Consider the following 26,174-nt stretch of genomic DNA (forward strand, 5'->3'; position numbering starts at 1 on the left):
CCTCCTATCGAGGCTTACAGTTTCTTGGACTTCTCGACGACTTCGTCGATGCCGCCAACCATGTAGAACGCCTGCTCCGGCAGATCGTCATACTCGCCCTTCAGGATGCCCTGGAAGCCACGGATGGTTTCCTTCAGCGGCACGTATTTGCCCGGAGAACCGGTAAACACTTCTGCCACGAAGAACGGCTGGGACAGGAAACGCTCGATCTTACGGGCACGGGCTACGGTCAGTTTGTCTTCTTCTGACAGTTCATCCATACCCAGGATGGCGATGATGTCCTTCAGCTCCTTGTAGCGCTGCAGTACGGTCTGAACGCCACGAGCGGTCTCGTAGTGCTCCTTGCCAACCACCAGCGGATCCAGCTGACGGGAGGTGGAGTCCAGCGGGTCAACGGCCGGGTAGATACCCAGAGCCGCGATCTGACGGGACAGTACGACGGTCGCATCCAGGTGGGCGAAGGTGGTCGCCGGAGACGGGTCGGTCAAGTCATCCGCAGGCACGTAAACGGCCTGGACGGAGGTGATGGAACCGGTCTTGGTGGAGGTGATGCGCTCTTGCAGAACACCCATCTCCTCGGCCAGGGTCGGCTGGTAACCTACTGCGGAGGGCATACGGCCCAGCAGTGCGGATACTTCGGTACCGGCCAGGGTGTAACGGTAGATGTTGTCCACGAAGAACAGCACGTCACGACCTTCGTCACGGAACTTCTCGGCCATGGTCAGGCCGGTCAGCGCCACGCGCAGACGGTTTCCGGGCGGCTCGTTCATCTGACCGTAAACCAGAGATACTTTGTCCAGTACGTTGGACTCCATCATCTCGTGGTAGAAGTCGTTACCCTCACGGGTACGCTCACCTACACCGGCGAACACGGAGTAACCGCTGTGCTCGATCGCGATGTTACGGATCAGCTCCATCATGTTGACGGTCTTGCCTACACCGGCGCCGCCGAACAGACCAACCTTACCACCCTTGGCGAACGGACATACCAGGTCGATAACCTTGATGCCGGTCTCCAGCAGCTCGGTGCTGTTGGACTGATCTTCGTAGCTGGGGGCTTCGCGGTGGATGGACCAACGCTCTTCTTCGCCGATCGGACCCTTCTCGTCGATGGGGTCGCCCAGTACGTTCATGATACGGCCCAGGGTCGAGGTACCGACCGGTACCTGGATGGCCTTGCCGCTGTTAACTACTTCCAACCCACGACGCAGACCGTCGGAGGAACCCATGGTGATGCAACGCACGACGCCGCCGCCGATCTGTTGCTGAACTTCCAGTACCAGACCCTGGCCTTGGCCTTCGCTGACAACCTTCAGTGCATCGTACACCTGGGGCACGGCATTCTGCGGGAACTCGATGTCCACCACAGCGCCGATGATTTGGACGATGAAACCGTTACTCATGTCAAATCCTCTAAACCTTTGATAACCCTTGCCTTACACCGCAGCAGCACCGGAAACGATCTCTGTGAGCTCCTGGGTAATACTGGCCTGACGGGCCTTGTTGTATACCAGTTGCAGATCGTTAATCAGGTTGCCGGCGTTGTCAGTCGCGGCTTGCATGGCAACCATTCGGGCTGCCTGTTCACTTGCCAAGTTTTCTACCACACCCTGGTAGACCTGGGATTCGACGTAGCGAATCAGCAGGGTATCCAGCAGTTGCTTGGGATCCGGCTCATAGAGGTAGTCCCAGTGGTGCTTCTTGGCGAGCTTGCTGTCTTCTGTTACGGGCAAAGGCAGCAGTTGATCGACTTTTGGTTGCTGAACCATGGTGTTGACGAACTTGTTGTACACCAGATACAGCCTGTCAATCTCACCGTTGTCGTAAGCCTTCAGCATGACCTTCACTGAACCGATCAGGTCATTGACGCTCGGGTTGTCACCCAGTCCGGAGACGTGGGCTTTCACCTTGGCGCCGTGCCGTTCAAAGAAGTTGGAGGCCTTGTTACCGATCAATGCCAGGTCAACCTTGGCACCTTTCGCGCTCCATTGCTTCATATCATTGAGGGCAGCCTTGAACAGGTTGATGTTCAGACCACCACACAGGCCACGGTCGGTGGAGACGACGATGTAACCCACTCGCTTCACCTCACGTTCGATGAGGTAGGGGTGCTTGTATTCCAAGTTCCCCTGAGCGATATGGCCGATCACCTTGCGCATGGTTTCAGCGTACGGACGGCTGGCAGACATGCGTTCCTGCGCACGGCGCATCTTGCTCGCTGCCACCATTTCCATAGCGCTGGTGATCTTCTGAGTGTTCTTCACACTCCCGATCTTGTTACGTATCTCTTTTGCGCCGGCCATCTCTTCTCTCCATCAGGTGGCAGCTTACGCTGCCACACACGCTTACCAGGTCTGGGTTGCCTTGAAGTCATCCAGCAACGCAGTCAGCTTGCCAACGATCGCGTCGTTGTAGTCGGCCTTGGCATTGATTTCAGCCATCAGCTCGGCATGCTGGGTATTGGCGTAAGAGAGCAGAGCGGCTTCGAAGTCGACGATCTTGCTCAGTTCGACATCGGCGAGATAACCCTTCTCGGCGGCGAACAGCACCAGGGATTGCTGGGCCACGCTCATCGGAGAGTACTGCTTCTGCTTCATCAGCTCGGTGACTTTCTGACCGTGATCCAGCTGCTTGCGAGTAGCATCGTCCAGGTCGGAAGAGAACTGGGCAAATGCCGCCAGTTCGCGGTACTGGGCCAGCGCGGTACGGATACCACCGGACAGCTTCTTGACGATCTTGGTCTGAGCAGCACCGCCCACACGGGATACGGAGATACCCGGGTCAACCGCCGGACGAATACCGGAGTTGAACAGCTGGGAGGTCAGGAAGATCTGGCCATCGGTGATGGAGATCACGTTGGTCGGAACGAACGCGGAGACGTCACCGGCCTGGGTTTCGATGATCGGCAGGGCGGTCAGGGAACCGGTCTGGCCTTTCACGGCACCATTGGTGAACTTCTCTACGTACTCGGCGTTGACGCGAGCAGCACGCTCCAGCAGACGGGAGTGCAGATAGAAGACGTCACCCGGGTAAGCTTCACGTCCAGGCGGACGGCGCAGCAGCAGGGAGATCTGGCGATAGGCAACGGCCTGCTTGGACAGGTCATCATAGATGATCAGTGCGTCTTCGCCGCGGTCACGGAAGTACTCGCCCATGGAGCAACCGGCGTAGGGAGCCAGGTACTGCAGAGCAGCCGCTTCGGAGGCAGAAGCCACGACCACGATGGTGTTGGCCAGGGCACCGTGCTCTTCCAGCTTGCGCACCACGTTGGCGATGGTGGAGGCCTTCTGGCCGATCGCAACGTAGACGCACTTAATGCCGGAATCTTTCTGGTTGATGATGGTGTCGATGGCGATGGCGGTCTTACCAACCTGGCGGTCACCGATGATCAGCTCACGCTGGCCACGACCGATAGGGATCATGGCATCGATGGCTTTCAGACCGGTCTGGACTGGCTGGTCAACAGACTTACGCTCGATAACGCCCGGGGCGATCACTTCGATCGGCGAGAAGCCGTCGTTGTCTACCGGACCCTTACCGTCGATCGGCTGACCCAGGGTGTTGACCACCCGGCCCAACAGACCACGACCGACCGGCACTTCCAGAATGCGGCCGGTACCCTTTACCTTCATCCCTTCGGCCAGATCAGCATAGGGACCCATTACTACGGCACCAACGGAGTCACGCTCCAGGTTCAATGCCAGAGCGAAGCGGTTGCCCGGCAGCTCGATCATCTCACCCTGCATGGCATCGGCCAGACCGTGGATACGAATGATACCGTCGCTTACAGAAACGATGGTACCTTCGTTACGCGCTTCGCTTTTGACATCAAACTGCGCAATGCGCTGCTTGATCAGCTCGGCGATTTCAGTGGAATTCAGTTGCATGCTCTAATACCCCAATCAAGATTGCAGCGCATCGGCCATGCGATCCAGCTTACCGCGGACCGTGCCGTCGATAACGAGATCACCGGCCTTGATGAGCACCCCGGCCATCAAGGACGCATCTGTGCTGCAATTCAGCTTCACTTTGCGCGCGAGACGTTGTTCCAGAGAAGCCTGAATATTGGCTTTCTGCTGGTCGGTCAGTTCGATCGCCGAAATCACGTCAGCCTGAACTTCTTTGTCCAGTTCAGCCTTGAGCGCGACGAATTCGGCAACGACCGCCGGCAGCACACCCAAGCGACCATTCTCGGCCATCACCCGGATCAGGTTCTGACCGTGCTCGTTGAGCTGCTCACCGCAGACACCGACAAACAACTTTGCCAGTTCTTCGGCAGCAACGGAGCCGTTTACCAGGCTGTGCATGGTCTCGTTTTCTGCCACCTGAGCGGCGAAATCGAGCATCTCCAGCCATTGGTCAACCGCCTTGTGCTCAACGGCAAACTCGAAAGCAGCCTTGGCGTAGGGGCGAGCGATTGTAGTCAGTTCAGACATAGCCCCGTTCCCGTTACAGTTCTGCTACCAGTTTGTCGACGATGTCGCTGTTGGCAGCCTGGTCGATTTGGCGTGCCAGGATCTTCTCTGCACCCGCGATGGCAAGAGCAGCAACCTGCTTGCGCAGTTCTTCTTTGGCACGATGACGTTCAGCTTCGATCTCTGCACGGCCCTGAGCCAGGATTTTTTCCCGCTCAGCTTGGGCTCCGACAGCGGCCTCATCAATGATCTGGGCCTTGCGTTTGTTGGCCTGATCGATGATTTCAGCAGCCTGAAGCTTGGCTTCTTTCAGCTGATCGGTGGCGTTGGCCTTGGCCAGCTCCAGATCTTTCTTGGCACGTTCTGCAGAAGAGAGGCCGTCAGCGATTTCTTTCTGACGGGCTTCGATGGCAGCCATCAGCGGCGGCCATACGTACTTCATGCAAAACACTACGAAGATGAAAAAAGCAACTGCTTGGCCGAGGAGGGTGGCGTTGATATTCACAGCCGATGTCCTCTTTAGTTAGTTAATGGGTTCTGCGTGAGTCGTAATGACTTAGGCAACCGCAAACATCACATACAGACCCAGACCAACGGCGATCATCGGGATCGCATCCACCAGACCCATCACGATGAAGAACTGGGTACGCAGAACAGGGATCAGGTCAGGTTGACGAGCTGCACCTTCCAGGAACTTGCCACCCAGGATACCGATACCGATGGAGGCGCCGATAGCCGCCAGACCCATCATCATTGCAGCAGCGATGTACAGCAGGTCCATGTTCAAGTTTTCCATGAGGATCTCCATTTATTTAGATGTAATTGATTGTATAAAAAGGATTATTTGAGTTGCATCAACCATGGTCTTCCTGCGCCATCGACAGATAGACGATGGTCAGAACCATGAAGATAAACGCCTGCAAAGTGATGATCAGGATGTGGAAGATTGCCCAAGGCACGGACAGGATCCACTGTGACCACCAGGGTAACAAACCCGCAATCAGGATGAAGATCAGTTCGCCAGCATACATGTTGCCGAACAGTCGCAGACCCAATGAAACAGGCTTGGAAATCAACGTGACGGTTTCAAGGATGAAGTTAACCGGGATGGCAGCAGGGTGATTGAAAGGCTGAAGCGTCAGCTCCTTCACGAACCCGCTGATACCCTTGACCTTGATGCTGTAGTACAGGATCAAGAAGAACACGCCCAAAGCCATGGACATGGTGATGTTAACGTCAGCAGAGGGAACCACACGCAGATAGGGAACACCCATCAACTGTGCAGCGTGAGGGATAAAGTCAACGGGGATCAGGTCCATGAAGTTCATCAGGAAGATCCACACGAACACCGTCAGGGCCAAAGGTGCGATGACCTTGTTGCGACCATGAAAGATGTCCTTGACGTTACCATTCACAAACTCGACCAGCATCTCCACAAAGCACTGCAGCTTACCGGGCACACCGCTGGTGGCCTTGACGGCAACCTTGCGGAACAACCAGATAAACAGGGCGCCTAGCACGACGGAAAATATCATGGAATCGATATTCACCGTCCAGAACCCGGACCCTACCTGCAGGTGGGTCAGGTGGTGGGAGATATATCCCTGAGGAGTCAGGACTTCTCCGGTTGCAGACATGAGTTTTCCTAATAGTGGTTGTTAAGCGTGAATGAAACTATCCACTGTACAACGAGGGCGAGGATATAAGTGGCGAAGAACGAGGCGGTGTCGACCTCAATCCCGGCGCCAAACAGCAGGGCGAAAAGTCCTGTTGTAGTAATGAGCTTAATCCCTGCCCCACCATAAAAGTCCCGCAAAACCAGGCCTACGCTCTCTTTCGTCACCTTGCGGCGCAGAACCCAGAGCGTGAACAGGGCTTGAGGAACCCAGTACATCCCCCCTCCGTAGAGAGAGGATTGTCCGGCGAACTCTCCCGCCTGATAAAACCAGACGGTGGCGATCGCCAGGATCAGGACCAGCTGACAAACGAGCATAGCCAAGGCCAGCGTCAAACCTTCCAAGGCTATTTTCTGCTTCACCAACCTACCCCTGAACATTACAGAACTGTAAAAAATCGGGATCCGAAGACCCCAGGTTCACAGCTCGAAAAGCCGGTCAAATTATACCCGTGAAGACGGCTATTGCAACATGGCAAAAATCCTTAATTTTTGCGGCTTTCCGCGCGAAATTAAGGTTATGTTCATATCGAAAGTAATGGATGTTTTATTACTACAAAAAGCGTAAAAATCACGATTCTGACAGGCCAAAATAGCCCAATACCCGGTCCAAATCTGCCAAGTTATCGTAACTTATTACTAACTTGCCGCTATCTTTCTTGCCCGGCTGAAGTTGCACCTGATTGCCAATTTTTTCAGAAATCTGGCGCTCGAGATAACCAAACTGCGGATCGCGGACGGGTTCAACCCTGGTTTTTGCCGGTTCCAGTGCTTTTTGCACCAGCTTCTCGGTATCTCGCACTGTCAGCCCCTTCTGGGCCACCAGTTTGGCCAGCTCTGACTGGGCCTGACCGCTCAGGGCCAGCAGGGCACGGGCATGCCCCATGTCGAGGTCGCCGTGTTCCACGAAGCGCTTCACGTCCTCGTTGAGCTGGTTGAGACGCAGCAGGTTCGTGACCGTGGTGCGGGACTTGCCTACCGCCTCGGCAACCTGCTGGTGAGTCAGTTCGAACTCCGTCAGCAGGCGCTGGAGGGCGACGGCCTCCTCGATGGCGTTGAGATCTTCACGCTGGATGTTCTCGATGAGTGCGATGGCGACGGCCGCCTCGTCGGCGACATCCTTGACCAGGCAGGGCACCACTTCGAGACGGGCCAGCTGGGAGGCGCGCCAGCGGCGTTCACCAGCAATGATTTCGAAACGGTTTTCACCGATGGAGCGAACCACGATGGGCTGGATCACCCCTTGTGCACGGATGGAGTTGGCCAGCTCCTCCAGCGCATCCTGGGACATATCCTTGCGCGGTTGGTATTTGCCGGACTGCAACCACTCCACCGGCAGCTTGCGCAATTCCCCCTGATTGGTCGGGGCCATGGCCTGTTCGGTGCGCTGGTCGCTCATCACCTGTTTCTGGCGGGCGGCCGTGCTGGTGCTGAGCAGGGCGTCCAGCCCCTTGCCCAGCCCACGTTTCTTCGGCGTCATATGCTCTCTCGATCTGCGGTGAGCGGCTGGGACTCCTGTTCCTGGCGGCGCAGGATCTCGCCAGCCAGGGCCAGATAGGCCTTGGCCCCCACCGATGATTTGTCATAGTGCATGGCTGGCGCGCCAAAGCTCGGCGCCTCCGCCAGTCTTACGTTGCGGGGAATGATGGTGCGATAGACCTTATCCCCGAAATGCTGTTTCAGCTGATCGGACACATCATTGGCCAGCCGGTTGCGATGATCGAACATGGTGCGCAGCACCCCTTCGATCTTGAGCTCCGGATTGACCACGGCTGCCAGCTTGCTGATGGTGTCCACCAGGGCGGTCAGCCCTTCCAGCGCATAGTATTCGCACTGCATGGGCACCAGCACGGAGTCGGCGGCGGCCATGGCGTTCACCGTCAGCATGTTGAGAGAAGGCGGGCAGTCGATGAAGACGTAGTCGTACTTGTCCCTGACCGAGGCCAGGGCGTTGCGCAGGCGGATCTCGCGGGCAAAAAACTCCATCAGGCGGATTTCTGCCGCGGTCACGTCGGCATTGGCGGCAATCAGGTGATAGCCTCCCGAGGTTTCGGGGATGATCACCTCGCCGATGGGGGCATCTTCGATCAGCAGTTCATAGGCAGTGCGTTCGACATCGTACTTGTCGACGCCACTGCCCATGGTGGCATTGCCCTGCGGATCCAGATCGATCACCAGCACCTTGCGCCGGGTAGCGGCCATGGAGGCGGCCAGATTCACACAGGTGGTGGTTTTACCCACTCCACCCTTCTGGTTGGCTATGGCAATGACTTTTCCCACACTGTCCCCTAAATGAATGCGGCGGCCCTATTCGGGCTGGATGGCTTTAAACTCCAGCAGATGGCGTTCGCCTTCCAGTTCCGGCACCACCAGCTTGTGGGTGGCAACCAGACGAATGCTGTCAGGCAACTGTGCCAGCTCCTGCTCGGGGTATTGTCCCTTGAGCGCCAGGAAGCTGCCCTCGGGTGACGGCAGATGATGACACCAGCTCAGCATGTCCTCCAGGGAGGCGAAAGCCCGGCTCAGTACACCATCAAATCCGGTCTCGGGTTGATACTCCTCCACTCGGGATTTGACAGGGGTCACATTGGTCAACCCCAGTTCCAGGATCACCTGGCGGATGAAGTTGATCCGCTTGCCCAGGCTGTCGAGCAGCACGAACTGTTTGTCCGGATTGATGATGGCCAGCGGCAGTCCGGGCAGACCCGGGCCGGTCCCCACATCGATGAAGCGTTCACCGTGCAGGTGAGGGCTCACCACCAGGCTGTCGAGGATATGCTTGACCAGCATGGCGTCCGGATCTCGCACCGAGGTGAGATTGTAAGCCTTGTTCCACTTGTGCAGCAACTCGACCAACTGCACCAACTGGGTCTTCTGGGTTTCGGTGATAACAATTCCGGCCTGCATGAGCAGGCCGTTCAATCTTTGCAGCATGTTGTCCAACGGGGAATTCCTCAGGCGGTTTTACGCAGCAGGCCGTGTTTCTTCAGGTGCACCAGCAAGATGGAGATGGCGGCAGGGGTGATGCCGGAGATGCGGGACGCCTGACCAATGGTCTCTGGCTTGGCATCGTTGAGCTTGGCGATCACCTCGTTGGAAAGACCGTTCACGTCGCGGTAGTTCATATCCAGCGGCAGCAGGGTGTTTTCGTTGCGCAGCTGTTTCTCCACCTCGTCGTGCTGACGCTCGATATAACCGGCGTACTTGATCTGGATCTCCACCTGATCCGCGGCAGCCGCATCGGTCAATGCAGGCCCCACACCCTCGATGGCCATCAGGGCATCGTAGGTCACTTCCGGACGGCGCAGCAGCTCTTCCAGGCTCTGCTCCCGGGTCAGGGGAGTGTTGACCAGGGCGTTGACGGCCTCCAGAGACGGATGCTGCGGGTGGATCCAGGTCGAGCGCATGCGCTGACGTTCCTGCTCCACCTGTTCCACCTTGGCATTGAACAGGCTCCAGCGATGATCATCCACCAGACCCAGCTCGCGGCCGATGGCGGTCAGGCGCAGATCCGCGTTGTCTTCCCGCAGCAGCAGGCGATATTCGGCACGGCTGGTGAACATGCGATAGGGTTCGCGGGTCCCCAGTGTGGAGAGATCGTCCATCATCACGCCCATGTAGGCCTGATCCCGGCGTGGGTGCCAGGCTTCCTTGCCCTGGGCGCGCAAGCCCGCGTTCAGACCGGCCATCAAGCCCTGGGCAGCGGCCTCTTCATAGCCGGTGGTGCCGTTGATCTGGCCGGCGAAGAAGAGGTTCTCGATGCACTTGCTCTCCATATTGGCCTTGAGATCCCGCGGATCGAAGAAATCGTACTCGATGGCGTAGCCAGGGCGGGTGATATGGGCATTCTCGAAGCCACGGATCGACCGGACGATCTGCACCTGCACGTCGAACGGCAGGCTGGTGGAGATCCCGTTCGGGTAGAGCTCGTGGGTGGTCAGGCCTTCCGGTTCCACAAAGATCTGGTGCGCCGTCTTGTCGGCAAAGCGGGTGATCTTGTCCTCGATCGACGGGCAGTAGCGCGGGCCTATCCCCTCGATCACCCCGGCGTACATGGGGCTGCGATCCAGGTTGTTGCGGATCACCTCGTGGGTCTGCTCATTGGTATGGGTCACGTAGCAAGGCATCTGGCGCGGATGTTGGCTGGCGTTGCCAATGAAGGAGAAGACCGGGCGAGGATCGTCACCATGTTGCTGCTGCATCACGGAAAAATCGACGGTGCGTGCATCGATGCGTGGTGGCGTGCCCGTTTTGAGGCGATCGATGCGCAGCGGCATTTCACGCAGGCGCTGGGCGAGGGCAATTGAGGGAGGATCCCCGGCGCGGCCCCCTTTGTAGTTCTCCATGCCGATGTGGATCAGACCATTGAGGAAGGTGCCAACGGTCAGTACGACCGTCTTGCCGCTGATGCGGATCCCGCTCTGGGTAACGACCCCGGCGACGCGATCCCCGTCCATGACCAGATCGTCGCAGGCCTGCTGGAAGATCTTCAGGTTCGGGTAGTTCTCCAGGGTCTGACGCACCACAGCCTTGTACAGCAGGCGATCCGCCTGGGCACGAGTAGCCCGCACCGCAGGGCCCTTGGAAGAGTTGAGCGTGCGGAACTGGATCCCGCCGAGATCGATGGCCTGCGCCATGATCCCGCCAAGGGCGTCGACTTCCTTGACCAGGTGTCCCTTGCCGATCCCGCCGATCGCCGGATTGCAGGACATATGCCCCAGCGTATCTATGTTGTGGGTGAGCAACAGGGTATTGAGACCCATGCGGGCTGCCGCTGTTGCTGCTTCGGTTCCTGCATGACCGCCACCGACGACGATCACATCAAATTGTTCATGGTATTGCATTGGGGATCACCTTGATCTGCACGCCTGAAGATCTTTGTTTGCCTGGTCTGAAGGGCGGATCATTCTATCTGTTTAGCATCCGGAGGGGAACGTCTACTTCAGGATCAGTATGGATCAGGGATCAGTTAAATAGATCTTAAGGATCTTTAGATCGATCTTTTATTGGATCTTTTATTAGGATCCGCGACTTCTGTTGATAAGGCATTTTTGATCATAAAGATCATTCGGTTAAGGTCGATCGCTGCTTGTGGAAAAGCTTGGATCCAGAGGGGGCGAACGGGGGGATAACATGGGTTTTTATACACAGACACATGGTCGGCAAGATCTAATACATGAATAACTATAGGTTTTGCAGAGCTTGGTACCGAAGTTATACACAATTATCCGAGATCATGTGGGGAGTTCTCGGGAAAAACTTATCCGGATCCCCCTGTTAATAACCTGGTGGATAGGGATCTGGGGATAACCAGGGAGATCGGAGGTCGTGACCGGATCTCCCTGGCCCTGATCAGCCGATCAAGGTCATCCAGTCGTGGATCCAGGTTTCTGCGGCATCTTCGGGGATCTCGTGCTGGGTCACGTCTATTTCCAGGAGATCCCCCAGTCGGCTGGCACCGCACCCGGCCAGCAGCCGATCCAGCGTCTTGCCGCCCTGGCAGAAGGTGTCATAACTGCGATCCCCCAGGGCGATCACTCCGTACTTGAAGGCGGCGAGATCCGGCTGCTGTTCGGCAAGATCCCGGGCAAAGGGCTGCAGATTGTCGGGTACATCCCCCGCACCATGGGTGGAAGTGACCACCAGCACGATGGCTTCTGGCTCGGTCAGGATCCTGGCCAGGCTGGCGGGGTTGTGGATCTCCGCCTGGTGGCCCGCCTGTTCAAGGAGGCCGACCACATGATCTGCGACATATTCGGAGGCCCCCAGCATGGAGCCGACGACGAGGTTGAGTTTGGCCATGGAATGGATCCTGCTGTCATCGAAAAAGTGAAGAGGGGGGATCTTACCGCCAAAGCATGTGGATAAATATGGATAAAGCTTGGGGATAAGGATCCTGTCCACTTTGTTGCAGCCAAAACCGGCCTCGTGGCCACTGTGCCGCCTTCTTTCCGCCTGTTGCGACCTCATCGCACCTTTCGTTGTCAAACGACACTTCAAAACATCAATTAACAATGCAGATGCAAATGATTAGCAATTATTGAATCGATTCGATCACGGCACCTGTAGTAGCATGGCGCTGCTTTATTCGCCTGAGGCGCCGGGCTGACCGGTCCAATTGGGCACCCATAATAAGAAATCAAACATAACTTATTGATATTTGAGACACTTATATGATTGCGCAAAAAAATACCCCGAATGCCGTGATGCGAAAGAGAGGCGCACAACTGCTGCCGCTCTCCTGTCTGCTGGCGTCCCTGCCCGTGTTGGCGGCGGAACAGGCGGATAAAGAGTTGCCCAAGGCGGGTGAAACCATGGTCGTGACCGGGACCGCCATGAAGGTCGAGGTCCCCATGGCAGAGACCCCCCGTGCCGTTTCCGTGGTCAATCGCGAAGAGCTGGACCAGCACGCCGTACTCAAGCTAGACGAGTCCCTGCGCTATCGCTCCGGCGTCCTGTCCCAATCCTATGGTTCGGACACGGATGCTGACTGGTTCAAGGTGCGCGGCTTCGATGCGGCTTCTTACCTGGATGGCAACCGCCTGTTCAGCACCGGTTACTATGTCTGGACCCCGGAGCCTTTCGGCCTTGAGAGCGTGGAAGTGCTCAAAGGCCCGGCCTCCATTCTGTATGGCGAAGCCCCTCCCGGAGGCGTCATCAACGCCATCAGCAAGCGTCCGACCGCGACCCCGCAGGGACTGGTGAACCTGCAACTGGGCAACCGGGATCTGCGCCAGGTCGGGGTGGATGTCTCCGACACCCTTACCGACAACAGCCGGTATCGTCTGGTGGCCCTCTACAACGAGCGGGACGGCGTGCTGGACGGCACCTACAACGAGCGTGCCTATCTGGCGCCGAGCGTGACCCTGGATATTTCGGATCGCACCACGCTGACGCTGCTTTCCAGCTTCAAGCACGATGAAGGGGTGCCGACCAACGGCTTCTTCCCGGTTTACGGCACCCTGAATACCTCCGGAGGCCAGATCGATCCCTCCACCAACCTGAGCCAGCCGGATTACGATCGCAATCGCAATACCCAGATCTCCGCCGGGTACGAGCTGGCCCACCAGCTCAACCAGACCTGGGAGTTCAAGCAGAACGTTCGCTTCAACTACAACGATCTGCTGCTGCGCCAGACCTACATCTTCCCGACCTATGAAGGCACCACCGCCTACCGCGGCCTGGTCTACCGGGATGGGGATACCAAGAGCGCCACCATGGACAATCAGATGGTGGGCTACTGGAACACCGACAGCACGGAGCAGACCCTGCTGCTGGGGGTGGATCTGCAGCGCCATGTGAATGAAGGCCAGGAAGCCGACAACTATGGCATGGGCGCCATCAACACCATGAACCCGGATTACAGCGGTTTCCCCGGTTTTGATGAATCCACCGCGACCCACCAGAAGAGCACCAAGGGCCAGAGCGGCCTCTATGCCCAGCACCAGATCCGCTGGGATGATCGCTGGCTGCTGACCGCGGGCGGTCGTTTCGACTACGTGGAAACCCACAACATCAGCGAAGCCAAGAGCAAGAACGAGAAACAGTACGACGACAACCTCTCTCTCTCCGGCAGCCTGATGTACCTGGCCGACAACGGTCTCTCCCCTTACTTCGCCTATGCGGAATCTTTCGAAGTGCTGCCGGGGATAGACCCCAACACCGGCAATTCCTACAAGCCGCTGGAAGGCAAGCTCTACGAGACCGGGGTCAAGTACGCACCCAGCTTCCTCGATGGCTACATCAACCTGGCGCTGTTCGATCTGGAGCAGACCAACTCCCTGGTCTCTACCGGCTCCGGTCAGCAGACCCAGGCCGGTGAAGTGACCTCTCAGGGGGTCGAGCTGGAAGGGAGCGTGCAGGCCACCGAGGCGTTGCGCCTGACCGCTGCCTATACCTATACCGATGCCAAGACCAACGACACCGGCAACGGCGATCGTCGTGCGAGCCTGATCCCGCGCCACCAGGCCTCCTTCTGGGGCAACTACAAGGTGCAGCAGGGCCCGGTATCCGGTCTTGAGCTGGGTTCCGGCGTGCGCTATGTGGGTTCCAGCGTCGGCATCGGCGCGGTGAATGCGGACTACACTCCCATCTATGGTTCCGCCCAGGTACCGGCACACACTGTATGGGATGCGATGATCGGGTATGACTTTGCCAAGAACTGGCGTGCCCAGATCAACGTCAACAACCTGCTGAACGACACCTATGTGGCGAGCTGCGACTACTACTGCTACTACGGCGAGCCGCGCAGCATAGTCGGCACCGTCAACTACCGCTGGTAAGCGACAGGCCGGGCGGGGGCGAAGGCTCCCGCCCTCCTTCCATTCATCTACAGGCCTGTCATGGAACTCTTGTCACTGGTTTATCGCCAATACCGTTGGCCCTTCATCGCCATTACCCTGCTCAGCCTGCTGAGTGCTGTCAGCGGGATAGGCGTCATTGCCTTCATCAATCAATCACTTATCGAATCAGTCGGGGATCCGCTGCCGATCCTGGGTCAGCTTGTCGGCCTTGTCTTGCTGCTGCTGGTGATCACGCTCGGATCCCAACTGGCCCTGACCACCCTGGGTCACCATTTCGTCTACCGGTTGCGTGGCCGCCTGCTCAAGCAACTGCTGGATACCGACGTCGCCCGTCTGCGTCAAATAGGGCAGGGGCCGCTCCTGGCCTCCCTTTCCAGCGACATCGGTCAGATCACCATCGCCTTCGTGCGCCTGCCGGAACTGGTACAGGGTCTGGTGCTCACCCTGGGCTCCATCATCTACCTTGGCCTGCTCTCTCCCGCCTTGCTCGGTGTTACCGCCCTCTGGGTCACCGTGACCATGGTGGTGGGCTGGCTGCTGGTGAACCGGGTCTATCGCCACCTGGCGCACATGCGCCAGGCCGAAGACAGGCTCTACCAGAACTACCAGTCCATCATCGCCGGGTGCAAGGAGCTGGCGCTCAACCGCGAGCGTGCCCACTTCGTCTACCACCAGCTCTATGAGCAGAATGCCCGGGACTACCGGGAGCAGATCATCCGCGCCGATACCTACCACCTGAGCGCGGTGAACTGGTCGAACATCATGATGCTGGGTGCCATCGGCCTGGTCTTCTTCCTGGCCAACGGGCTGGGCTGGGCCAACACCAATGTGGCCGCCACCTTCGCCCTGACCCTGTTGTTCCTGCGCACTCCCTTGCTGCAAGGCATCGGAGCCCTGCCGACCCTGATCGCCGCCCAGGTGGCATTCGACAAGATAGCTGCCCTCAATCTGGCGGAGCCGGACGAGGCGTTCCCGTTGCCGCCTGCGCCTCGCCCCTGGCAGCGCATCGAGCTGGAGCAGGTGAGCTTTCACTACCAGGGGGAGGGCGGTTTCTCCGTGGGCCCCATCAATCTGGTGATCGAGCGGGGGGAGCAGATATTCCTCATCGGTGGCAATGGCTCCGGCAAGTCGACCCTGGCCATGCTGCTGACCGGGCTCTATCAACCGGTCTCTGGCCGGATCCTGCTGGATGGGGAACCGGTCACCGATCGCAACGGCTATCTGGGGCTCTTCTCCGCCATCTTCACCGACTACCACCTGTTCCAGCATTTGCTGGGGCCCGAGTCGAAAGAGGCGCTGGTCGCCGAGTGGCTTGAGCGGTTGCAGATGGGCAGCAAGCTTGCCATCGAGGATGGCTTCATCGCCGATATCGACCTCTCCCAGGGCCAGCGCAAGCGGGTCGCCCTACTGCTGGCCCTGGCAGAGCAGCGGGAGGTGATGCTGTTCGACGAGTGGGCCGCGGATCAGGATCCCCAGTTCCGCCGCATCTTCTATCAGGTGCTGTTGCCGCGTCTCAAGGAGATGGGCAAGACGGTGATCGCCATCAGCCACGACGATCACTACTTCTCTCTGGCCGATCGCCTGCTGGAGATGCGCCAGGGCCGCCTCACCGAACTGACCGGCGAGCAGCGCGAGCAGGTGAGTCGGGATGCGGTCGCCCATCTGGATGGCAAGGTGCCGGCCTGATGCTGGCACCGATGAGACTGGCAGCAAGCCAGCACAGGAATTGCTTATGTTCGAGATGAAATCCGCCAGCTTCGCGGTCAATGACCGCACGCTGCTGCACCCCACCAGCCTTCGCTTCGAGCAAGGTCGGGTCTATGGCCTCATCGGCCACAACGGGTCGGGCAAATCGACCCTGATCAAGCTGCTGGCGCGCCAGCAACCCCACAGCGGCGGGGAGATCCTGTTCGATGACCAGCCGTTGTCTGCCTGGGGCAACCGGGAGTTTGCCCGTCAGGTGGCCTATCTGCCCCAGCACCTGCCGAGTGCCGAAAACCTGCTCGGCCGCGAGCTGGTGGAGATGGGGCGCTACCCCTGGCGCGGCCTGCTGGGCCGGATGGGAGCGGAAGATCACCGTCAGGTGGAGCGGGCCATCGCCCTGACCCACACCGAACGCTTTGCCGATCGGCTGGTGGATACCCTCTCCGGCGGTGAGCGGGGACGAGTCTGGCTCGCCATGCTGCTGGCTCAGGAGAGCCGTTTCATCCTGTTGGACGAGCCACTGGCCGCCCTGGACGTGGCCCATCAGGTGGAGGTGCTCACGCTCGTCAAGCAGCTCAGCCGCCAGCTCAACCTCGGGGTCATCATCGTCATTCACGACATCAACATGGCCTCCCGCTTCTGCGATCGGCTGGTGGCGCTGCACTCCGGCCGTCTGCTGACCCATGGCGAGCCCGAACAGATCATGACAGGGGAGACCCTGAACGCCATCTATGGCATCCCCATGGAGGTCATTCGCCATCCGGCCCATGACCACGCCATCGCCATCGTCTGACCGGGGGCCGCTCTTGAACCGTTTATTGAAGATGGCGCCCTGTCTGCTCAGTCTGCTGCTGCCCCTGGCAGGGGAGGCCGGGCAGCTTGTCACCGCCACCGACGCCACCAGCGCCACGCCTCGCATCGCCACAGTGGACTGGACCATAGCCGAGACCCTGCTGGCTCTGGGGGTCACCCCGATGGCGGTGGGGGATGTGGCCCCCTATCGCGCCTGGGTCGGTGAACCCCAGCTTCCTGCCGGGGTGATCGATATCGGGCTGCGTGCCCAGCCCAACCGGGAACTGCTGGCGGAGCTCAAACCGGATCTTATTCTCATCTCGCCGCTGGCGGCCCCCCTGGCGCCGACTCTCTCCCGCATCGCGCCGGTGCACTCCATCGCCCTGTATGAACCGGGCACCGATCTGTGGCTGCGACTGCGGGAAGCGACCCTGACCATAGCCGCCCTGGTCAACAAAGAGACCGAGGCCGAACGCCAGCTCGCCGCGCTGGAGCTGGATCTGGCACAGATGCAGGCGGCGCAGCCCGCCGATCTGCCCCCCTTGCTGGTGGTGCAATTCATCGATGAGCGCCATGTGCGGGTGTTTGGCCGTGGCAGCCTGTTCGAGGCAGTGATGCAGCGCCTCGGCCTTCGCAACGCCTGGCAGGGAGAGACCAATGCCTGGGGATTCTCGGTCGCGAGCCTGGAGCAGTTTCTCGGGATGCCGGAGGCCAGGCTGGTGGTGGTGGACCCCGTGCCCGTAGGAGTTGGTGAAAAACTTCAGGAGCCTGGATTGTGGCAGCATCTCCCGCTGGTACAGAACAATCCGGTGATCCATCTGCCTGCGACATGGAGTTTTGGTGGCATATTGGCGGCCCGCCGCTTCGCCACCCTGCTGGACGGTGCCTTGCGGGAGCAGGCTGTCCACAGAGCAACCGGGGGATCAAATCAATGAGCTCTTCTCTTTCTTCGCCCCTGCTGCGCCCGGGTCTCTGCCTGTTGGTGCTGACACTGGGGCTGGCTTGCGCCGAGCTGGCGCGTCAACTGCCGGGGGCGCTCTGGTGGCAGGCCCTGTTCTCCCCCGAGCTGGACGATGCCCGCCAGGCGGTGGTCCATTTCAGCTGGCTGCCGCGCCTTGCCATCTGCCTGCTGGCCGGTGCCGCCCTCGGGCTCGCCGGTACCCTGATGCAGCAGGTGCTGCGCAATCCCCTGGCCTCGCCCACCACCCTGGGGGTGGCCTCCGGCGCCCAGCTGGCGCTGATGATGGTGACCCTGCTCGCCCCCTCCTGGCTGCTGATCGGGCGGGAGTGGATCGCCATGGCCGGGGGAAGCCTGGCCATGGGGCTGGTCTTCGCCCTGGCTTGGCGCCGTCAGCTCAATCCCGTGGTCATCGTCTTTGCAGGGCTGGTGATTAACCTCTATCTGGCCGCCATCAGCATGGGATTGCTGCTGTTCTTCCAGGAGGAGCTCAAAGGGTTGCTGGTGTGGGGGAGCGGATCTCTGGCCCAGAACAGCTGGAGCGGCGTCGGCTATCTGCTGCCACGGTTGCTGCTGGCCGCGATGCTGGCGGTGGTGCTGGTGCGCCCGCTGGCAGTGCTGGAGCTGGACGATGCCAGCGCTCGCAGCCTGGGGGTCTCTCTCAAGCACCTGAGATTCGCCGGCCTCGGCCTCGCGGTGTTTGTCACCGCCTGCGTGGTGAGCGTGGTGGGGCTGATCGGTTTTATCGGGCTGGCGGCGCCCGCCATGGTGCGGCTGCTGGGGGTCAGAAAACTGGCCCAGCGGCTGCTGTGGGCACCCATCCTCGGCGCCCTGTTGCTGGCGGCCACCGATCTGCTGCTGCAGACCCTGAGCCGGTTCTGGCCTGTGCTGATCCCGACCGGCGCCATGACGGCCCTGTTGGGGGCGCCGCTGCTGCTCTGGCTGATCCCGCGTCTTGGTATCAAGCAGAGTGCGCCTAAGGCGAACTCCTCCCTGCAGTTGGCCCGCCATCCGGCGCCGACTCGCCTTGTTGGCCTGATGGTGTTGGGGCTGGCTGCGGCGGTGATCGCCTCCCTGTTGTTTGGGCAGGGGATGGGCGGCTGGGGTTGGCCGAGCTGGCTGCGGTGGCAGGCCCAACTGGAGTGGCGCTTGCCGCGCACGCTGGCTGCGGGTGCCGCAGGCGTGTTGTTGGCGCTGGCTGGCACCCTGTTGCAGCGAGTCAGCAACAACCCCATGGCGAGCCCCGAGCTGCTGGGGGTGAGCGGTGGCACCTTCATGGGGGTGATTGCGGCGGCCCTGTTGCTGCCCGCCTTGCCGCTGCCCATGATGCTGCTAGGGGGGCTGGTGGGCGCCTTCGCCTGCCTGTTGCTGCTGGTGCTTATCAACCGGCGCAACGGCTTCCAGCCGGAGCGGATACTGCTGTCTGGCATCGCCATCACGGCGCTGTTCGAGCCGTTGCAGGCCATCGCCCTGGCCAACGGCGACCTGCGGGTGCAGCAACTGCTCTCCTGGATGTCCGGCTCCACCTATTACGTCACCCAGCCGGTGGCCCTTGCCCTGGTGGTGTTGGCGCTGCTGATGCTGGCAGCCTGCCTGCTGGCGAGCCGCTGGCTCGACCTCATGCCCATGGGGCCGGCGGTAGCGACGGCTCTGGGGATCCATCTCGGCCGTGCCCAGCTCACCATCCTGCTGCTGGTGGCCGTGCTCACCGCCAGTGCCACCATGGTGATAGGCCCGCTCTCCTTTGCCGGTCTGCTGGCGCCGCACCTAGCCAGATTGATGGGGCTGGTGAGGGCGCGCTGGCACCTGCTCGGCGCCGCAGGCTGTGGCGCTTTGCTGATGGTGTCGGCGGACTGGATCGGCCAGCAGATCCTCTTTCCCCAGGAGGTGCCCGTCGGTCTGGTCTCCACCCTGTTAGGGGGTGCTTACTTCATGTGGTGCCTGCGCCGCCTCTAGGTCGGTGGATGAAAAGCGCACAAAAAAAGCCCGGGATGAACCCGGGCTTTTCATTGCCTGCTCAGCGGGCTTACTTGCCGATGCAGAAGCTGGAGAAGATGCGGCCCAGCAGATCGTCGGAGCTGAACTCGCCGGTGATCTCGGACAGGGACTCCTGGGCCAGGCGCAGCTCCTCGGCCACCAGTTCGCCAGCCACATAGACCTCAAGCTGCTCCCTGGCTACCAGCAGCCGTTCGGCGGCGCACTCCAGTGCGTCCAGGTGGCGGCGGCGGGCCATGAAGCCCCCTTCGGTGTTGCCCTGGAAGCCCATGCAGGCCTTGAGGTGCTCGCGCAGTGCGGGCAGCCCCAGCTCGGTCTTGGCGGAGATGCGATAGACGGCATGGCCCTGCTCCTGGCTCGGTGCCAGATCCTCGCCGGTCAGGTCCGCCTTGTTGCGCACCACGGTGAGGCCGATGTTTTTTGGCAACCGATCAACGAATTCCGGCCAGATGTCGTGGGGGTTGACGGCATCCGTGGTGGTGCCGTCCACCATAAACAGCACCCGGTCGGCCTGTTCGATCTCGGCCCAGGCACGCTCGATGCCGATCTGTTCCACCTTGTCCTGGGTATCGCGCAGGCCCGCGGTGTCGATGATGTGCAGCGGCATGCCGTCCAGATGGATGTGCTCGCGCAGCACGTCGCGGGTGGTACCGGCGATCTCTGTGACGATGGCGGACTCGCGGCCTGCGAGGGCGTTGAGCAGGCTCGATTTGCCAGCGTTTGGACGACCGGCGATCACCACCTTCATCCCCTCTCGCAGCAGGGCACCCTGCTTGGCCTCGCCGCGCACGTCGTCCAGCTCGGACATGATGGCGTAGAGGTCACCCGCCACCTTGCCGTCGGAGAGAAAGTCGATCTCTTCATCCGGGAAGTCGATGGCCGCTTCCACGTAGATGCGCAGCCGGGTGAGGCTCTCCACCAACTGCTGAACCTTGCCGGAGAACTGCCCCTGCAGGGAGTGCATGGCGCTGCGGGCGGCCTGCTCGCTGGAGGCTTCGATGAGATCGGCGATGGCCTCGGCCTGGGCCAGATCCAGCTTGTCGTTGAGGAAGGCGCGCTCGCTGAACTCGCCCGGGCGGGCGGGGCGGATGCCGTCGATCTGCAGGATGCGGCGGATCAGCATGTCGAGAATGACGGGGCCGCCATGGCCCTGCAGCTCCAGCACGTCTTCGCCGGTGAAGCTGTTGGGGGCCTTGAACAGCAGGGCGATGCCCTGATCCAGCGCCTGGCCCTGCTCGTCCCTGAACGGCAGATATTCGGCATAACGCACCCTGGGGAGCTTGCCGAGCACTATCTCGGCGACCCGCTCGGCGGCAGGGCCGGAGACGCGGACTATGCCGACGCCGCCACGGCCGGGGGCGGTGGCCTGGGCCACGATGGTATCTGTTGTCATCTTGCTTGACTCGCTGGTTGGCTGAATGAGTAAGAGGGTGGGGGACATTGTAATAAAAAAGGCGGCCCGAAGGCCGCCTCTTTTGTCATCAGGAAAGATGGGCTGCGCATCAGTTGCGTGAGTGCAGGCCTTTCTTCTCCAGCTGACGATAGATGATGGTCTGCTGGATGATGGAGATGACGTTGCTCACCAGCCAGTACAGAGTCAGACCTGCCGGGAACCAGAGGAACATGAAGGTGAAGATGATCGGCATGAACTGCATCACCTTCTGCTGCATCGGGTCCGTGATGGTGGTCGGGCTCATCTTCTGCAGATACCACATGGAGGCACCCATGAGGATTGGCAGCACGAAGAAGGGGTCCTTCACCGACAGGTCGGTGATCCACAGGGCGAACGGCGCGTGGCGCAGCTCGACAGACTCCATCAGTGCCCAGTAGAGGGCGATGAAGATGGGCATCTGTACCAGGATGGGCAGGCAGCCGCCCAGCGGGTTGACCTTCTCCTTCTTGTACAGCTCCATCATGCCCTGGGACATCTTCTGGCGATCGTCACCGAAGCGTTCCTTGAGCGCAGCCAGCTTGGGCTGGAGCATGCGCATCTTGGCCATGGAGGTGTACTGGGCCTTGGTCAGCGGGAACATGATGCCGCGCACCAGCAGGGTCAGCATGATGATGGCCAGACCCCAGTTCTGGACGAAACCGTGGAACACGGTCAGCAGCCAGTGCAGCGGTTGGGCGATGAACCAGAGCCAGCCGTAGTCGACGGTCAGATCCAGGTGGTTTGCCACCTTGGCCATCTGATCCTGCAGCTTGGGACCGATCCACAGCTTGCCGCTCACTTCGGCCTGCTGGCCGGCAGCGACGTCAACCAGCGGCGCCTTGTAGCCGATGATGGCCTGGTCCTTGCCCGGGATCACGCGGCTGTAGAAGCTGTTGGTGTCGTTGGCATTCGGGGCCCAGGCAGAGACGAAGTAGTGCTGCAGCATGGCGACCCAACCACCCTGGGTGGTCTTGTTCAGGTCGGCATCCTTCATCTCGTCGAAGGTGTACTTCTTGTAGCGGGAGTCTTCGCTGGAGAAGGCACCACCACGGTAGGCACTGGCCACCATGGCATGACCTTCCTGATCCTTCGGCGTGGTCATGGTCTGCTTCAGCTGACCGTAGAACTGTACCTGGACCGGCTCGGCAGACTTGTTGTCGATCTTGTAGTCGACGCCCACGGCGTAATCACCGCGCTTGAGCACGAACTCCTTGGTGAAGACCACACCCTTGCTGTCGGTCCAGGTCATCGGAACGACGACTTGATCCTGACCATCGGCCAGCTGATAGCTGGTCTGGGCGGCTTCATAGGTGGGACGACCCTGGGCCTGGCTGTCCGGACCATTGCGACCGACCAGACCGCTCTGGGCCACATAGAGGTGGGCAGGCTGGCTGGTCAGCAGGGTAAACGGCTGTTCCTTGCCTTCTTCCAGCTTGTGGGCCAGCAGTTCGGCAGAGACGATGTCACCGCCCTGGGTGTCCAGGGTCAACTTGAGCACGTCGGAGGAGACGGTGATCAGCTTGCGCGCGGCGTTACCATTTGCTTGCTCGGAAACCTGAGGAATATCACCGGTCTGACCGGCTTCAGGTACGAAATGTTCGGTTTGGGCCACGGTAGTCGGGGCCGGCTTCGGAGCCTTGTCGGACTCCCACTGTTGCCAGAGCAAGAAGCTCACGAACAGCAAACCGATCAGGAGTAAATTGCGTTGTGATTCCATAGTCTTCAGTTTCTTCGCTTTGGTTGCGGAACCGGGTCATAACCACCCTCGGATAAGGGATGGCATTTTAATAGACGTTTGCTGGCTAACCAAACGCCTTTTATGAAACCGTGAAGTCGGATTGCTTCTATCGCAAATTGGGAACAAGTCGGGGTGAAACGGCAGCGCGGCCCGAGCAGGGGACTAATGATTAGCTGATACAGGCGTATCAGTTTGATTGCTACCCATTGCAACGGCGTGACAGAGTGCGCCATAGCTTTTCCAGTAACTTGAACAGCGCTTCGTTGTCCATCTCCTTCACGCCACCCTTGGCGATCACGACGATGTCGATAGCGGGCAGATTGGCTTGATTGAGGCGAAAACTTTCCCGAACCACTCGTTTTACACGGTTGCGCCAGACGGCACGCTTGAGCGCCTTTTTGGGCACGGCGAGGCCAAGACGGGGGTGTTCGAGGGAGTTGGGGCAAGCAAGAAGCGTAATTTGCGGAGAAGCGGCCCGGACAGGCTCGGCGAAAACGCGTTTGAAGTGTTCGGGAGTTAACAGACGTAACTCCCGAGAGAAGGTGTGCTGGGTAGGCATTAGACTACCAGGCGGGCACGACCCTTGGCACGACGAGCGGCCAGAACTTTGCGGCCGTTGGCAGTAGCCATGCGAGCGCGGAAACCGTGAGAGCGCTTGCGCTTCAGGTTGGACGGTTGAAAAGTACGTTTCATGATTCGATTCCGTATTTCTGTACAGTTTTGATTGTCACACTTAGCCGACGCGCCAGCTATAGCGTGTGACGACTAGCAAAAGAGGCCGAATTCTAAACAGAGTTCAGCTTCTCGTCAATCCGCCGTTCCTTTCCATCTCGCCCCGTTCGTCGACCGAGCGGGATAATCTGGCAGGATCCGGAGGATCAAGGGCCCCGAATTATACTGGCAACCCGGGGTTAAACAAGGATCCCTCAAGAAAAAAGGCGGCCAGGCCGCCAAAGAGAGAGCTATTTAAGTACTTTGCGCAGGAACTCCCGGGTACGGGGATCCTGCGGATCGACCAATATCTGATCCGGCGGGCCCTGCTCCACGATCCGGCCTCCTTCCATGAAGATCACCCGATCGGCGACATCACGGGCAAACTCGATCTCGTGGGTTACCACCACCATGGTCTGGTGCTGGCGGGCGAGCTGCTTCATCAGGCCCAGCACCTCGTCGACCCACTCGGGATCGAGGGCGGAGGTGGGCTCGTCAAACAGGATCACCTTGGAGTGGGCCGCCATGGCCCGGCCGATGCCGACGCGCTGTTGCTGGCCGCCGGAGAGGGAGGCCGGGTAGGCATCCTGTTTCTCGGCGAGGCCGATGTCCTTGAGGATGCCCAGGGCAGTGGCACGAGCCTCCGCCTTCGGCTGTTTCCAGACGGTGATCAGCCCCTCGGCGATGTTGTCCAGCGCCGTCTTGTTGGCGAACAGGGCGTAGTTCTGGAACACGAAAGAGGCGCGTTTGCGCAGTTCGATGGCCTGCTGGTCGCTGGCCTTGGCCAGATCCACGGCGAGGTCATCGATGACGAGCCGCCCTGCATCCGGGGTTTCCAGCAGGTTGAGGCAGCGCAGCAGAGTCGACTTGCCGGTACCGGAGGGGCCGATGATGACGACAATCTCCCCCTTCTTTACCTCAAGATCGATGCCGTTGAGCACCTGATTTCCGTCATAGGCCTTGGAGAGACCCGTTAGGTTGATCATGACAGGCCTCCTTTAATAAGCACGGTTCAGCCGCACTTCCAGCAGATGCTGCAAGCGGGTGAAGAAGATGACCACCACCCAGTAGATCAGCGCCACCGCCATGAAGCTCTCGAAGAACTTGAAGGAGGAGGCCGCTTCCATCTGGGCCTTGCCCATGATCTCCGCCACACCCAGGGTAAACGCCAGGGAAGTGCTCTTGATCATGTCGATGAAGTAGTTCATCAGCGATGGTGTCGCGATGCGGGCCGCCTGGGGCAGGATGATCCGTTGCATCGCCTGCAACCGGCTCATGCCAATGCTGAGGGCGGCTTCCATCTGGCTCTTGTGGATGCCGAGGATGGCGGCCCGGATCGACTCGGCCATATAGGCGGCGAAGTGCAGGGTCAGGCCGATGATGGCGGCGGTAAAGGCATCCATTCCCACGAAGATGGGGAAGAGTTGTGGCAACCCGTAGTAGAGAAGGAACAGCTGGACGAGCAGGGGTGTACCTCGGAAGAACGAGATATAGAGCATCGCCAGCCAGTGAATTGCGGGAACGCGAAAGACCCGTACTATCGCCAGGATCAGCGACAGTACGAGTGACAATACGAATCCCCACAGGGCCATTTCCATCGTGGTGCTCAGGTATTTGAGCAGGATGGGGAACAGCCCTAGTGTGTACTCGAGATCAAATTCCATCATTTATTTGCTGGTAATGTCCGCTGCGAACCATTTTTCGGAGATCTTGGTCAGGGAACCGTCTTTGCGCATGGCGGTCAGCGCCTCGTCGACCTTCTTCAGCAGGGCCTGCTTCTCCGGGGTCTTCAGGAAGGGCAGGGCGTTCTCGATGGTTTCGAACGGCGCGCCAGCCTGTTGCAGCGGCAGCTTGGATTCCTTGATCAGCTGAGCAGTGGAAACGCGGTCCATCACGAAGGCGTCGATACGACCCAGGGCGACGTCCTGCTCGAAGGCGGAGTCATAGGTGCGGATGTCGATCTTCTTGTTCGGGTCGTTCTTGCGCAGCAGCTCTTCGAAGTTGGAGCCCAGGTTTACCGCCACCGTCTTGCCTTCCAGATCCTTCAGACCGTGGATGGTGTTGTTGCCCTTGCGCACCACGATCTGGGCGCCGTCATAGACATAGGGCTGGGAGAAATCGTACTTGGCCTTGCGCTCGTCGGTGATGGTGATCTGGTTGGAGATGGTGTCGACGCGGCCGGTTTCCAGCATGCCGAACAGGCCGGAGAAGCTGGCGGTCACGAACTCGACCTTGTAGCCGGTGCGCTCACCGATCTGGTTCCACATGTCTACCTCGAAGCCTTGCAGCTTGTCCTGCTTGACGAAGGTGAACGGGAAATATTTGCCGGACATGCCGACCTTGATGGTTTCCTGGGCGATGGCCTGGCCGGACAGGCTGGCCAGCAGAATGGCGGCGCCGGAAATCAGCTTGATGGTGGATTTCATGGGGATTCCTCTCTCTGTAGTGCAG

The 26,174-nt window shown here is 59.8% G+C and carries 26 protein-coding genes; 5 read left to right on the forward strand and 21 right to left on the reverse strand.

The genetic code is table 11. The annotated features are described in order from the left end of the window. Positions 1 to 14: 14 nt before the first annotated feature. From atpD to mioC, 13 genes are all read right to left on the reverse strand, one after another. On the reverse strand, positions 15 to 1,403 hold the full coding sequence (gene atpD / locus ACNPAA_RS07320; RefSeq protein WP_010672260.1) for a F0F1 ATP synthase subunit beta: 1,389 nt from the start codon (positions 1,401 to 1,403) through the stop codon (positions 15 to 17). Between the two features lie 33 nt (positions 1,404 to 1,436). Beyond that, positions 1,437 to 2,303: a F0F1 ATP synthase subunit gamma gene (atpG, locus tag ACNPAA_RS07325; RefSeq protein WP_010672261.1), complete on the reverse strand. Its 867-nt coding sequence runs from the start codon at positions 2,301 to 2,303 to the stop codon at positions 1,437 to 1,439. A 42-nt stretch (positions 2,304 to 2,345) separates the two neighbouring features. Continuing rightward, the gene (gene atpA / locus ACNPAA_RS07330; RefSeq protein WP_010672262.1) at positions 2,346 to 3,887 is read right to left on the reverse strand and encodes a F0F1 ATP synthase subunit alpha; all 1,542 of its coding nucleotides are present in this window, start codon (positions 3,885 to 3,887) and stop codon (positions 2,346 to 2,348) included. A 15-nt stretch (positions 3,888 to 3,902) separates the two neighbouring features. Next, positions 3,903 to 4,436 (reverse strand): F0F1 ATP synthase subunit delta, encoded by a 534-nt coding sequence (gene atpH, locus ACNPAA_RS07335; RefSeq protein ID WP_010672263.1) that lies wholly within the window; start codon positions 4,434 to 4,436, stop codon positions 3,903 to 3,905. Between the two features lie 13 nt (positions 4,437 to 4,449). Continuing rightward, the gene (gene atpF, locus ACNPAA_RS07340; protein ID WP_010672264.1) at positions 4,450 to 4,920 is read right to left on the reverse strand and encodes a F0F1 ATP synthase subunit B; all 471 of its coding nucleotides are present in this window, start codon (positions 4,918 to 4,920) and stop codon (positions 4,450 to 4,452) included. 51 nt (positions 4,921 to 4,971) lie between these two features. Further along, the gene (gene atpE / locus ACNPAA_RS07345; protein ID WP_010672265.1) at positions 4,972 to 5,211 is read right to left on the reverse strand and encodes a F0F1 ATP synthase subunit C; all 240 of its coding nucleotides are present in this window, start codon (positions 5,209 to 5,211) and stop codon (positions 4,972 to 4,974) included. 58 nt (positions 5,212 to 5,269) lie between these two features. Next, entirely contained in the window at positions 5,270 to 6,052 is a 783-nt protein-coding gene (atpB, locus tag ACNPAA_RS07350) for a F0F1 ATP synthase subunit A (RefSeq protein ID WP_010672266.1), read from the reverse strand. Between the two features lie 8 nt (positions 6,053 to 6,060). Continuing rightward, positions 6,061 to 6,471 (reverse strand): ATP synthase subunit I, encoded by a 411-nt coding sequence (locus ACNPAA_RS07355; RefSeq protein WP_010672267.1) that lies wholly within the window; start codon positions 6,469 to 6,471, stop codon positions 6,061 to 6,063. A gap of 190 nt (positions 6,472 to 6,661) precedes the next feature. Further along, entirely contained in the window at positions 6,662 to 7,570 is a 909-nt protein-coding gene (locus tag ACNPAA_RS07360) for a ParB/RepB/Spo0J family partition protein (RefSeq protein ID WP_010672268.1), read from the reverse strand. Next, positions 7,567 to 8,370: a ParA family protein gene (locus tag ACNPAA_RS07365; protein WP_029313362.1), complete on the reverse strand. Its 804-nt coding sequence runs from the start codon at positions 8,368 to 8,370 to the stop codon at positions 7,567 to 7,569. The genes ACNPAA_RS07360 and ACNPAA_RS07365 overlap by 4 nt, the downstream gene beginning before the upstream one ends. 27 nt (positions 8,371 to 8,397) lie before the next feature. Next, positions 8,398 to 9,024: a 16S rRNA (guanine(527)-N(7))-methyltransferase RsmG gene (gene rsmG / locus ACNPAA_RS07370; protein WP_010672270.1), complete on the reverse strand. Its 627-nt coding sequence runs from the start codon at positions 9,022 to 9,024 to the stop codon at positions 8,398 to 8,400. A gap of 20 nt (positions 9,025 to 9,044) precedes the next feature. Beyond that, entirely contained in the window at positions 9,045 to 10,934 is a 1,890-nt protein-coding gene (gene mnmG / locus ACNPAA_RS07375) for a tRNA uridine-5-carboxymethylaminomethyl(34) synthesis enzyme MnmG (protein WP_010672271.1), read from the reverse strand. Positions 10,935 to 11,442: 508 nt separating this feature from the next. Next, entirely contained in the window at positions 11,443 to 11,892 is a 450-nt protein-coding gene (gene mioC, locus ACNPAA_RS07380) for an FMN-binding protein MioC (protein ID WP_039040628.1), read from the reverse strand. A 371-nt stretch (positions 11,893 to 12,263) separates the two neighbouring features. Here mioC and ACNPAA_RS07385 point away from each other — a divergent pair, with 371 nt between their 5' ends. Genes ACNPAA_RS07385 through fhuB form a run of 5 tightly spaced genes read left to right on the forward strand, consistent with a single transcriptional unit; the run spans position 12,264 to position 19,803 of the window. Beyond that, entirely contained in the window at positions 12,264 to 14,372 is a 2,109-nt protein-coding gene (locus tag ACNPAA_RS07385) for a TonB-dependent siderophore receptor (RefSeq protein WP_029313364.1), read from the forward strand. 60 nt (positions 14,373 to 14,432) lie between these two features. Then, positions 14,433 to 16,079, forward strand: a complete 1,647-nt coding sequence (locus tag ACNPAA_RS07390; RefSeq protein WP_103243992.1) for a multidrug ABC transporter permease/ATP-binding protein — start codon at positions 14,433 to 14,435, stop codon at positions 16,077 to 16,079. A gap of 46 nt (positions 16,080 to 16,125) precedes the next feature. Next, positions 16,126 to 16,890, forward strand: coding sequence for an ATP-binding cassette domain-containing protein (locus ACNPAA_RS07395; protein ID WP_010672275.1), 765 nt, complete (start codon positions 16,126 to 16,128; stop codon positions 16,888 to 16,890). Between the two features lie 31 nt (positions 16,891 to 16,921). Beyond that, positions 16,922 to 17,824 carry an ABC transporter substrate-binding protein gene (locus ACNPAA_RS07400; RefSeq protein WP_417891671.1) on the forward strand — a complete coding sequence of 301 codons (903 nt, stop codon included), beginning with the start codon at positions 16,922 to 16,924 and terminating at the stop codon, positions 17,822 to 17,824. Continuing rightward, complete coding sequence (gene fhuB / locus ACNPAA_RS07405) at positions 17,821 to 19,803, forward strand: Fe(3+)-hydroxamate ABC transporter permease FhuB (RefSeq protein WP_103243991.1); 1,983 nt, start codon at positions 17,821 to 17,823, stop codon at positions 19,801 to 19,803. Before ACNPAA_RS07400 ends, fhuB begins: the two co-directional genes overlap by 4 nt. Positions 19,804 to 19,873: 70 nt before the next feature. On the opposite strand, the gene mnmE is transcribed toward fhuB, so the two are convergent. The 8 genes from mnmE to ACNPAA_RS07445 form a co-directional block, all read right to left on the reverse strand. Continuing rightward, positions 19,874 to 21,235 carry a tRNA uridine-5-carboxymethylaminomethyl(34) synthesis GTPase MnmE gene (gene mnmE, locus ACNPAA_RS07410; protein ID WP_173418165.1) on the reverse strand — a complete coding sequence of 454 codons (1,362 nt, stop codon included), beginning with the start codon at positions 21,233 to 21,235 and terminating at the stop codon, positions 19,874 to 19,876. Positions 21,236 to 21,344: 109 nt separating this feature from the next. Then, a complete protein-coding gene (gene yidC / locus ACNPAA_RS07415) occupies positions 21,345 to 22,991 on the reverse strand; it encodes a membrane protein insertase YidC (protein WP_010672279.1) in 1,647 nt (548 codons plus the stop codon). 5 nt (positions 22,992 to 22,996) lie between these two features. Beyond that, the gene (yidD, locus tag ACNPAA_RS07420) at positions 22,997 to 23,245 is read right to left on the reverse strand and encodes a membrane protein insertion efficiency factor YidD (RefSeq protein ID WP_010672280.1); all 249 of its coding nucleotides are present in this window, start codon (positions 23,243 to 23,245) and stop codon (positions 22,997 to 22,999) included. Then, positions 23,212 to 23,571: a ribonuclease P protein component gene (gene rnpA / locus ACNPAA_RS07425; protein WP_010672281.1), complete on the reverse strand. Its 360-nt coding sequence runs from the start codon at positions 23,569 to 23,571 to the stop codon at positions 23,212 to 23,214. Before rnpA ends, yidD begins: the two co-directional genes overlap by 34 nt. After that, a complete protein-coding gene (gene rpmH, locus ACNPAA_RS07430) occupies positions 23,571 to 23,705 on the reverse strand; it encodes a 50S ribosomal protein L34 (RefSeq protein ID WP_005307156.1) in 135 nt (44 codons plus the stop codon). Before rpmH ends, rnpA begins: the two co-directional genes overlap by 1 nt. Positions 23,706 to 23,974: 269 nt before the next feature. Further along, positions 23,975 to 24,709 carry an amino acid ABC transporter ATP-binding protein gene (locus tag ACNPAA_RS07435; RefSeq protein WP_010672282.1) on the reverse strand — a complete coding sequence of 245 codons (735 nt, stop codon included), beginning with the start codon at positions 24,707 to 24,709 and terminating at the stop codon, positions 23,975 to 23,977. 12 nt (positions 24,710 to 24,721) lie between these two features. Next, a complete protein-coding gene (locus ACNPAA_RS07440) occupies positions 24,722 to 25,390 on the reverse strand; it encodes an amino acid ABC transporter permease (RefSeq protein ID WP_323937523.1) in 669 nt (222 codons plus the stop codon). Continuing rightward, complete coding sequence (locus ACNPAA_RS07445; protein WP_323937522.1) at positions 25,391 to 26,149, reverse strand: amino acid ABC transporter substrate-binding protein; 759 nt, start codon at positions 26,147 to 26,149, stop codon at positions 25,391 to 25,393. It abuts the gene before it with no gap. Positions 26,150 to 26,174 lie beyond the last annotated feature (25 nt).

The sequence above is a fragment of the Aeromonas sp. PS2Canimalfood6 genome, assembly GCF_048276795.1.
Classification (GTDB): Bacteria; Pseudomonadota; Gammaproteobacteria; order Enterobacterales; family Aeromonadaceae; genus Aeromonas; species Aeromonas caviae.

Excerpts from the sequence above, each read along its gene's own strand:
- atpD (WP_010672260.1), bottom strand. The coding sequence starts at position 1,403 with ATGAGTAACGGTTTCATCGTCCAAATCATCGGCGCTGTGGTGGACATC.
- atpG (WP_010672261.1), bottom strand. The coding sequence starts at position 2,303 with ATGGCCGGCGCAAAAGAGATACGTAACAAGATCGGGAGTGTGAAGAAC.
- atpA (WP_010672262.1), bottom strand. The coding sequence starts at position 3,887 with ATGCAACTGAATTCCACTGAAATCGCCGAGCTGATCAAGCAGCGCATT.
- atpH (WP_010672263.1), bottom strand. The coding sequence starts at position 4,436 with ATGTCTGAACTGACTACAATCGCTCGCCCCTACGCCAAGGCTGCTTTC.
- atpE (WP_010672265.1), bottom strand. The coding sequence starts at position 5,211 with ATGGAAAACTTGAACATGGACCTGCTGTACATCGCTGCTGCAATGATG.
- atpB (WP_010672266.1), bottom strand. The coding sequence starts at position 6,052 with ATGTCTGCAACCGGAGAAGTCCTGACTCCTCAGGGATATATCTCCCAC.
- ACNPAA_RS07355 (WP_010672267.1), bottom strand. The coding sequence starts at position 6,471 with ATGTTCAGGGGTAGGTTGGTGAAGCAGAAAATAGCCTTGGAAGGTTTG.
- ACNPAA_RS07360 (WP_010672268.1), bottom strand. The coding sequence starts at position 7,570 with ATGACGCCGAAGAAACGTGGGCTGGGCAAGGGGCTGGACGCCCTGCTC.
- rsmG (WP_010672270.1), bottom strand. The coding sequence starts at position 9,024 with ATGCTGCAAAGATTGAACGGCCTGCTCATGCAGGCCGGAATTGTTATC.
- mnmG (WP_010672271.1), bottom strand. The coding sequence starts at position 10,934 with ATGCAATACCATGAACAATTTGATGTGATCGTCGTCGGTGGCGGTCAT.
- mioC (WP_039040628.1), bottom strand. The coding sequence starts at position 11,892 with ATGGCCAAACTCAACCTCGTCGTCGGCTCCATGCTGGGGGCCTCCGAA.
- ACNPAA_RS07385 (WP_029313364.1), top strand. The coding sequence starts at position 12,264 with ATGATTGCGCAAAAAAATACCCCGAATGCCGTGATGCGAAAGAGAGGC.
- ACNPAA_RS07390 (WP_103243992.1), top strand. The coding sequence starts at position 14,433 with ATGGAACTCTTGTCACTGGTTTATCGCCAATACCGTTGGCCCTTCATC.
- ACNPAA_RS07395 (WP_010672275.1), top strand. The coding sequence starts at position 16,126 with ATGTTCGAGATGAAATCCGCCAGCTTCGCGGTCAATGACCGCACGCTG.
- ACNPAA_RS07400 (WP_417891671.1), top strand. The coding sequence starts at position 16,922 with ATGGCGCCCTGTCTGCTCAGTCTGCTGCTGCCCCTGGCAGGGGAGGCC.
- fhuB (WP_103243991.1), top strand. The coding sequence starts at position 17,821 with ATGAGCTCTTCTCTTTCTTCGCCCCTGCTGCGCCCGGGTCTCTGCCTG.
- mnmE (WP_173418165.1), bottom strand. The coding sequence starts at position 21,235 with ATGACAACAGATACCATCGTGGCCCAGGCCACCGCCCCCGGCCGTGGC.
- yidC (WP_010672279.1), bottom strand. The coding sequence starts at position 22,991 with ATGGAATCACAACGCAATTTACTCCTGATCGGTTTGCTGTTCGTGAGC.
- yidD (WP_010672280.1), bottom strand. The coding sequence starts at position 23,245 with ATGGCGCACTCTGTCACGCCGTTGCAATGGGTAGCAATCAAACTGATA.
- rnpA (WP_010672281.1), bottom strand. The coding sequence starts at position 23,571 with ATGCCTACCCAGCACACCTTCTCTCGGGAGTTACGTCTGTTAACTCCC.
- rpmH (WP_005307156.1), bottom strand. The coding sequence starts at position 23,705 with ATGAAACGTACTTTTCAACCGTCCAACCTGAAGCGCAAGCGCTCTCAC.
- ACNPAA_RS07435 (WP_010672282.1), bottom strand. The coding sequence starts at position 24,709 with ATGATCAACCTAACGGGTCTCTCCAAGGCCTATGACGGAAATCAGGTG.
- ACNPAA_RS07440 (WP_323937523.1), bottom strand. The coding sequence starts at position 25,390 with ATGATGGAATTTGATCTCGAGTACACACTAGGGCTGTTCCCCATCCTG.
- ACNPAA_RS07445 (WP_323937522.1), bottom strand. The coding sequence starts at position 26,149 with ATGAAATCCACCATCAAGCTGATTTCCGGCGCCGCCATTCTGCTGGCC.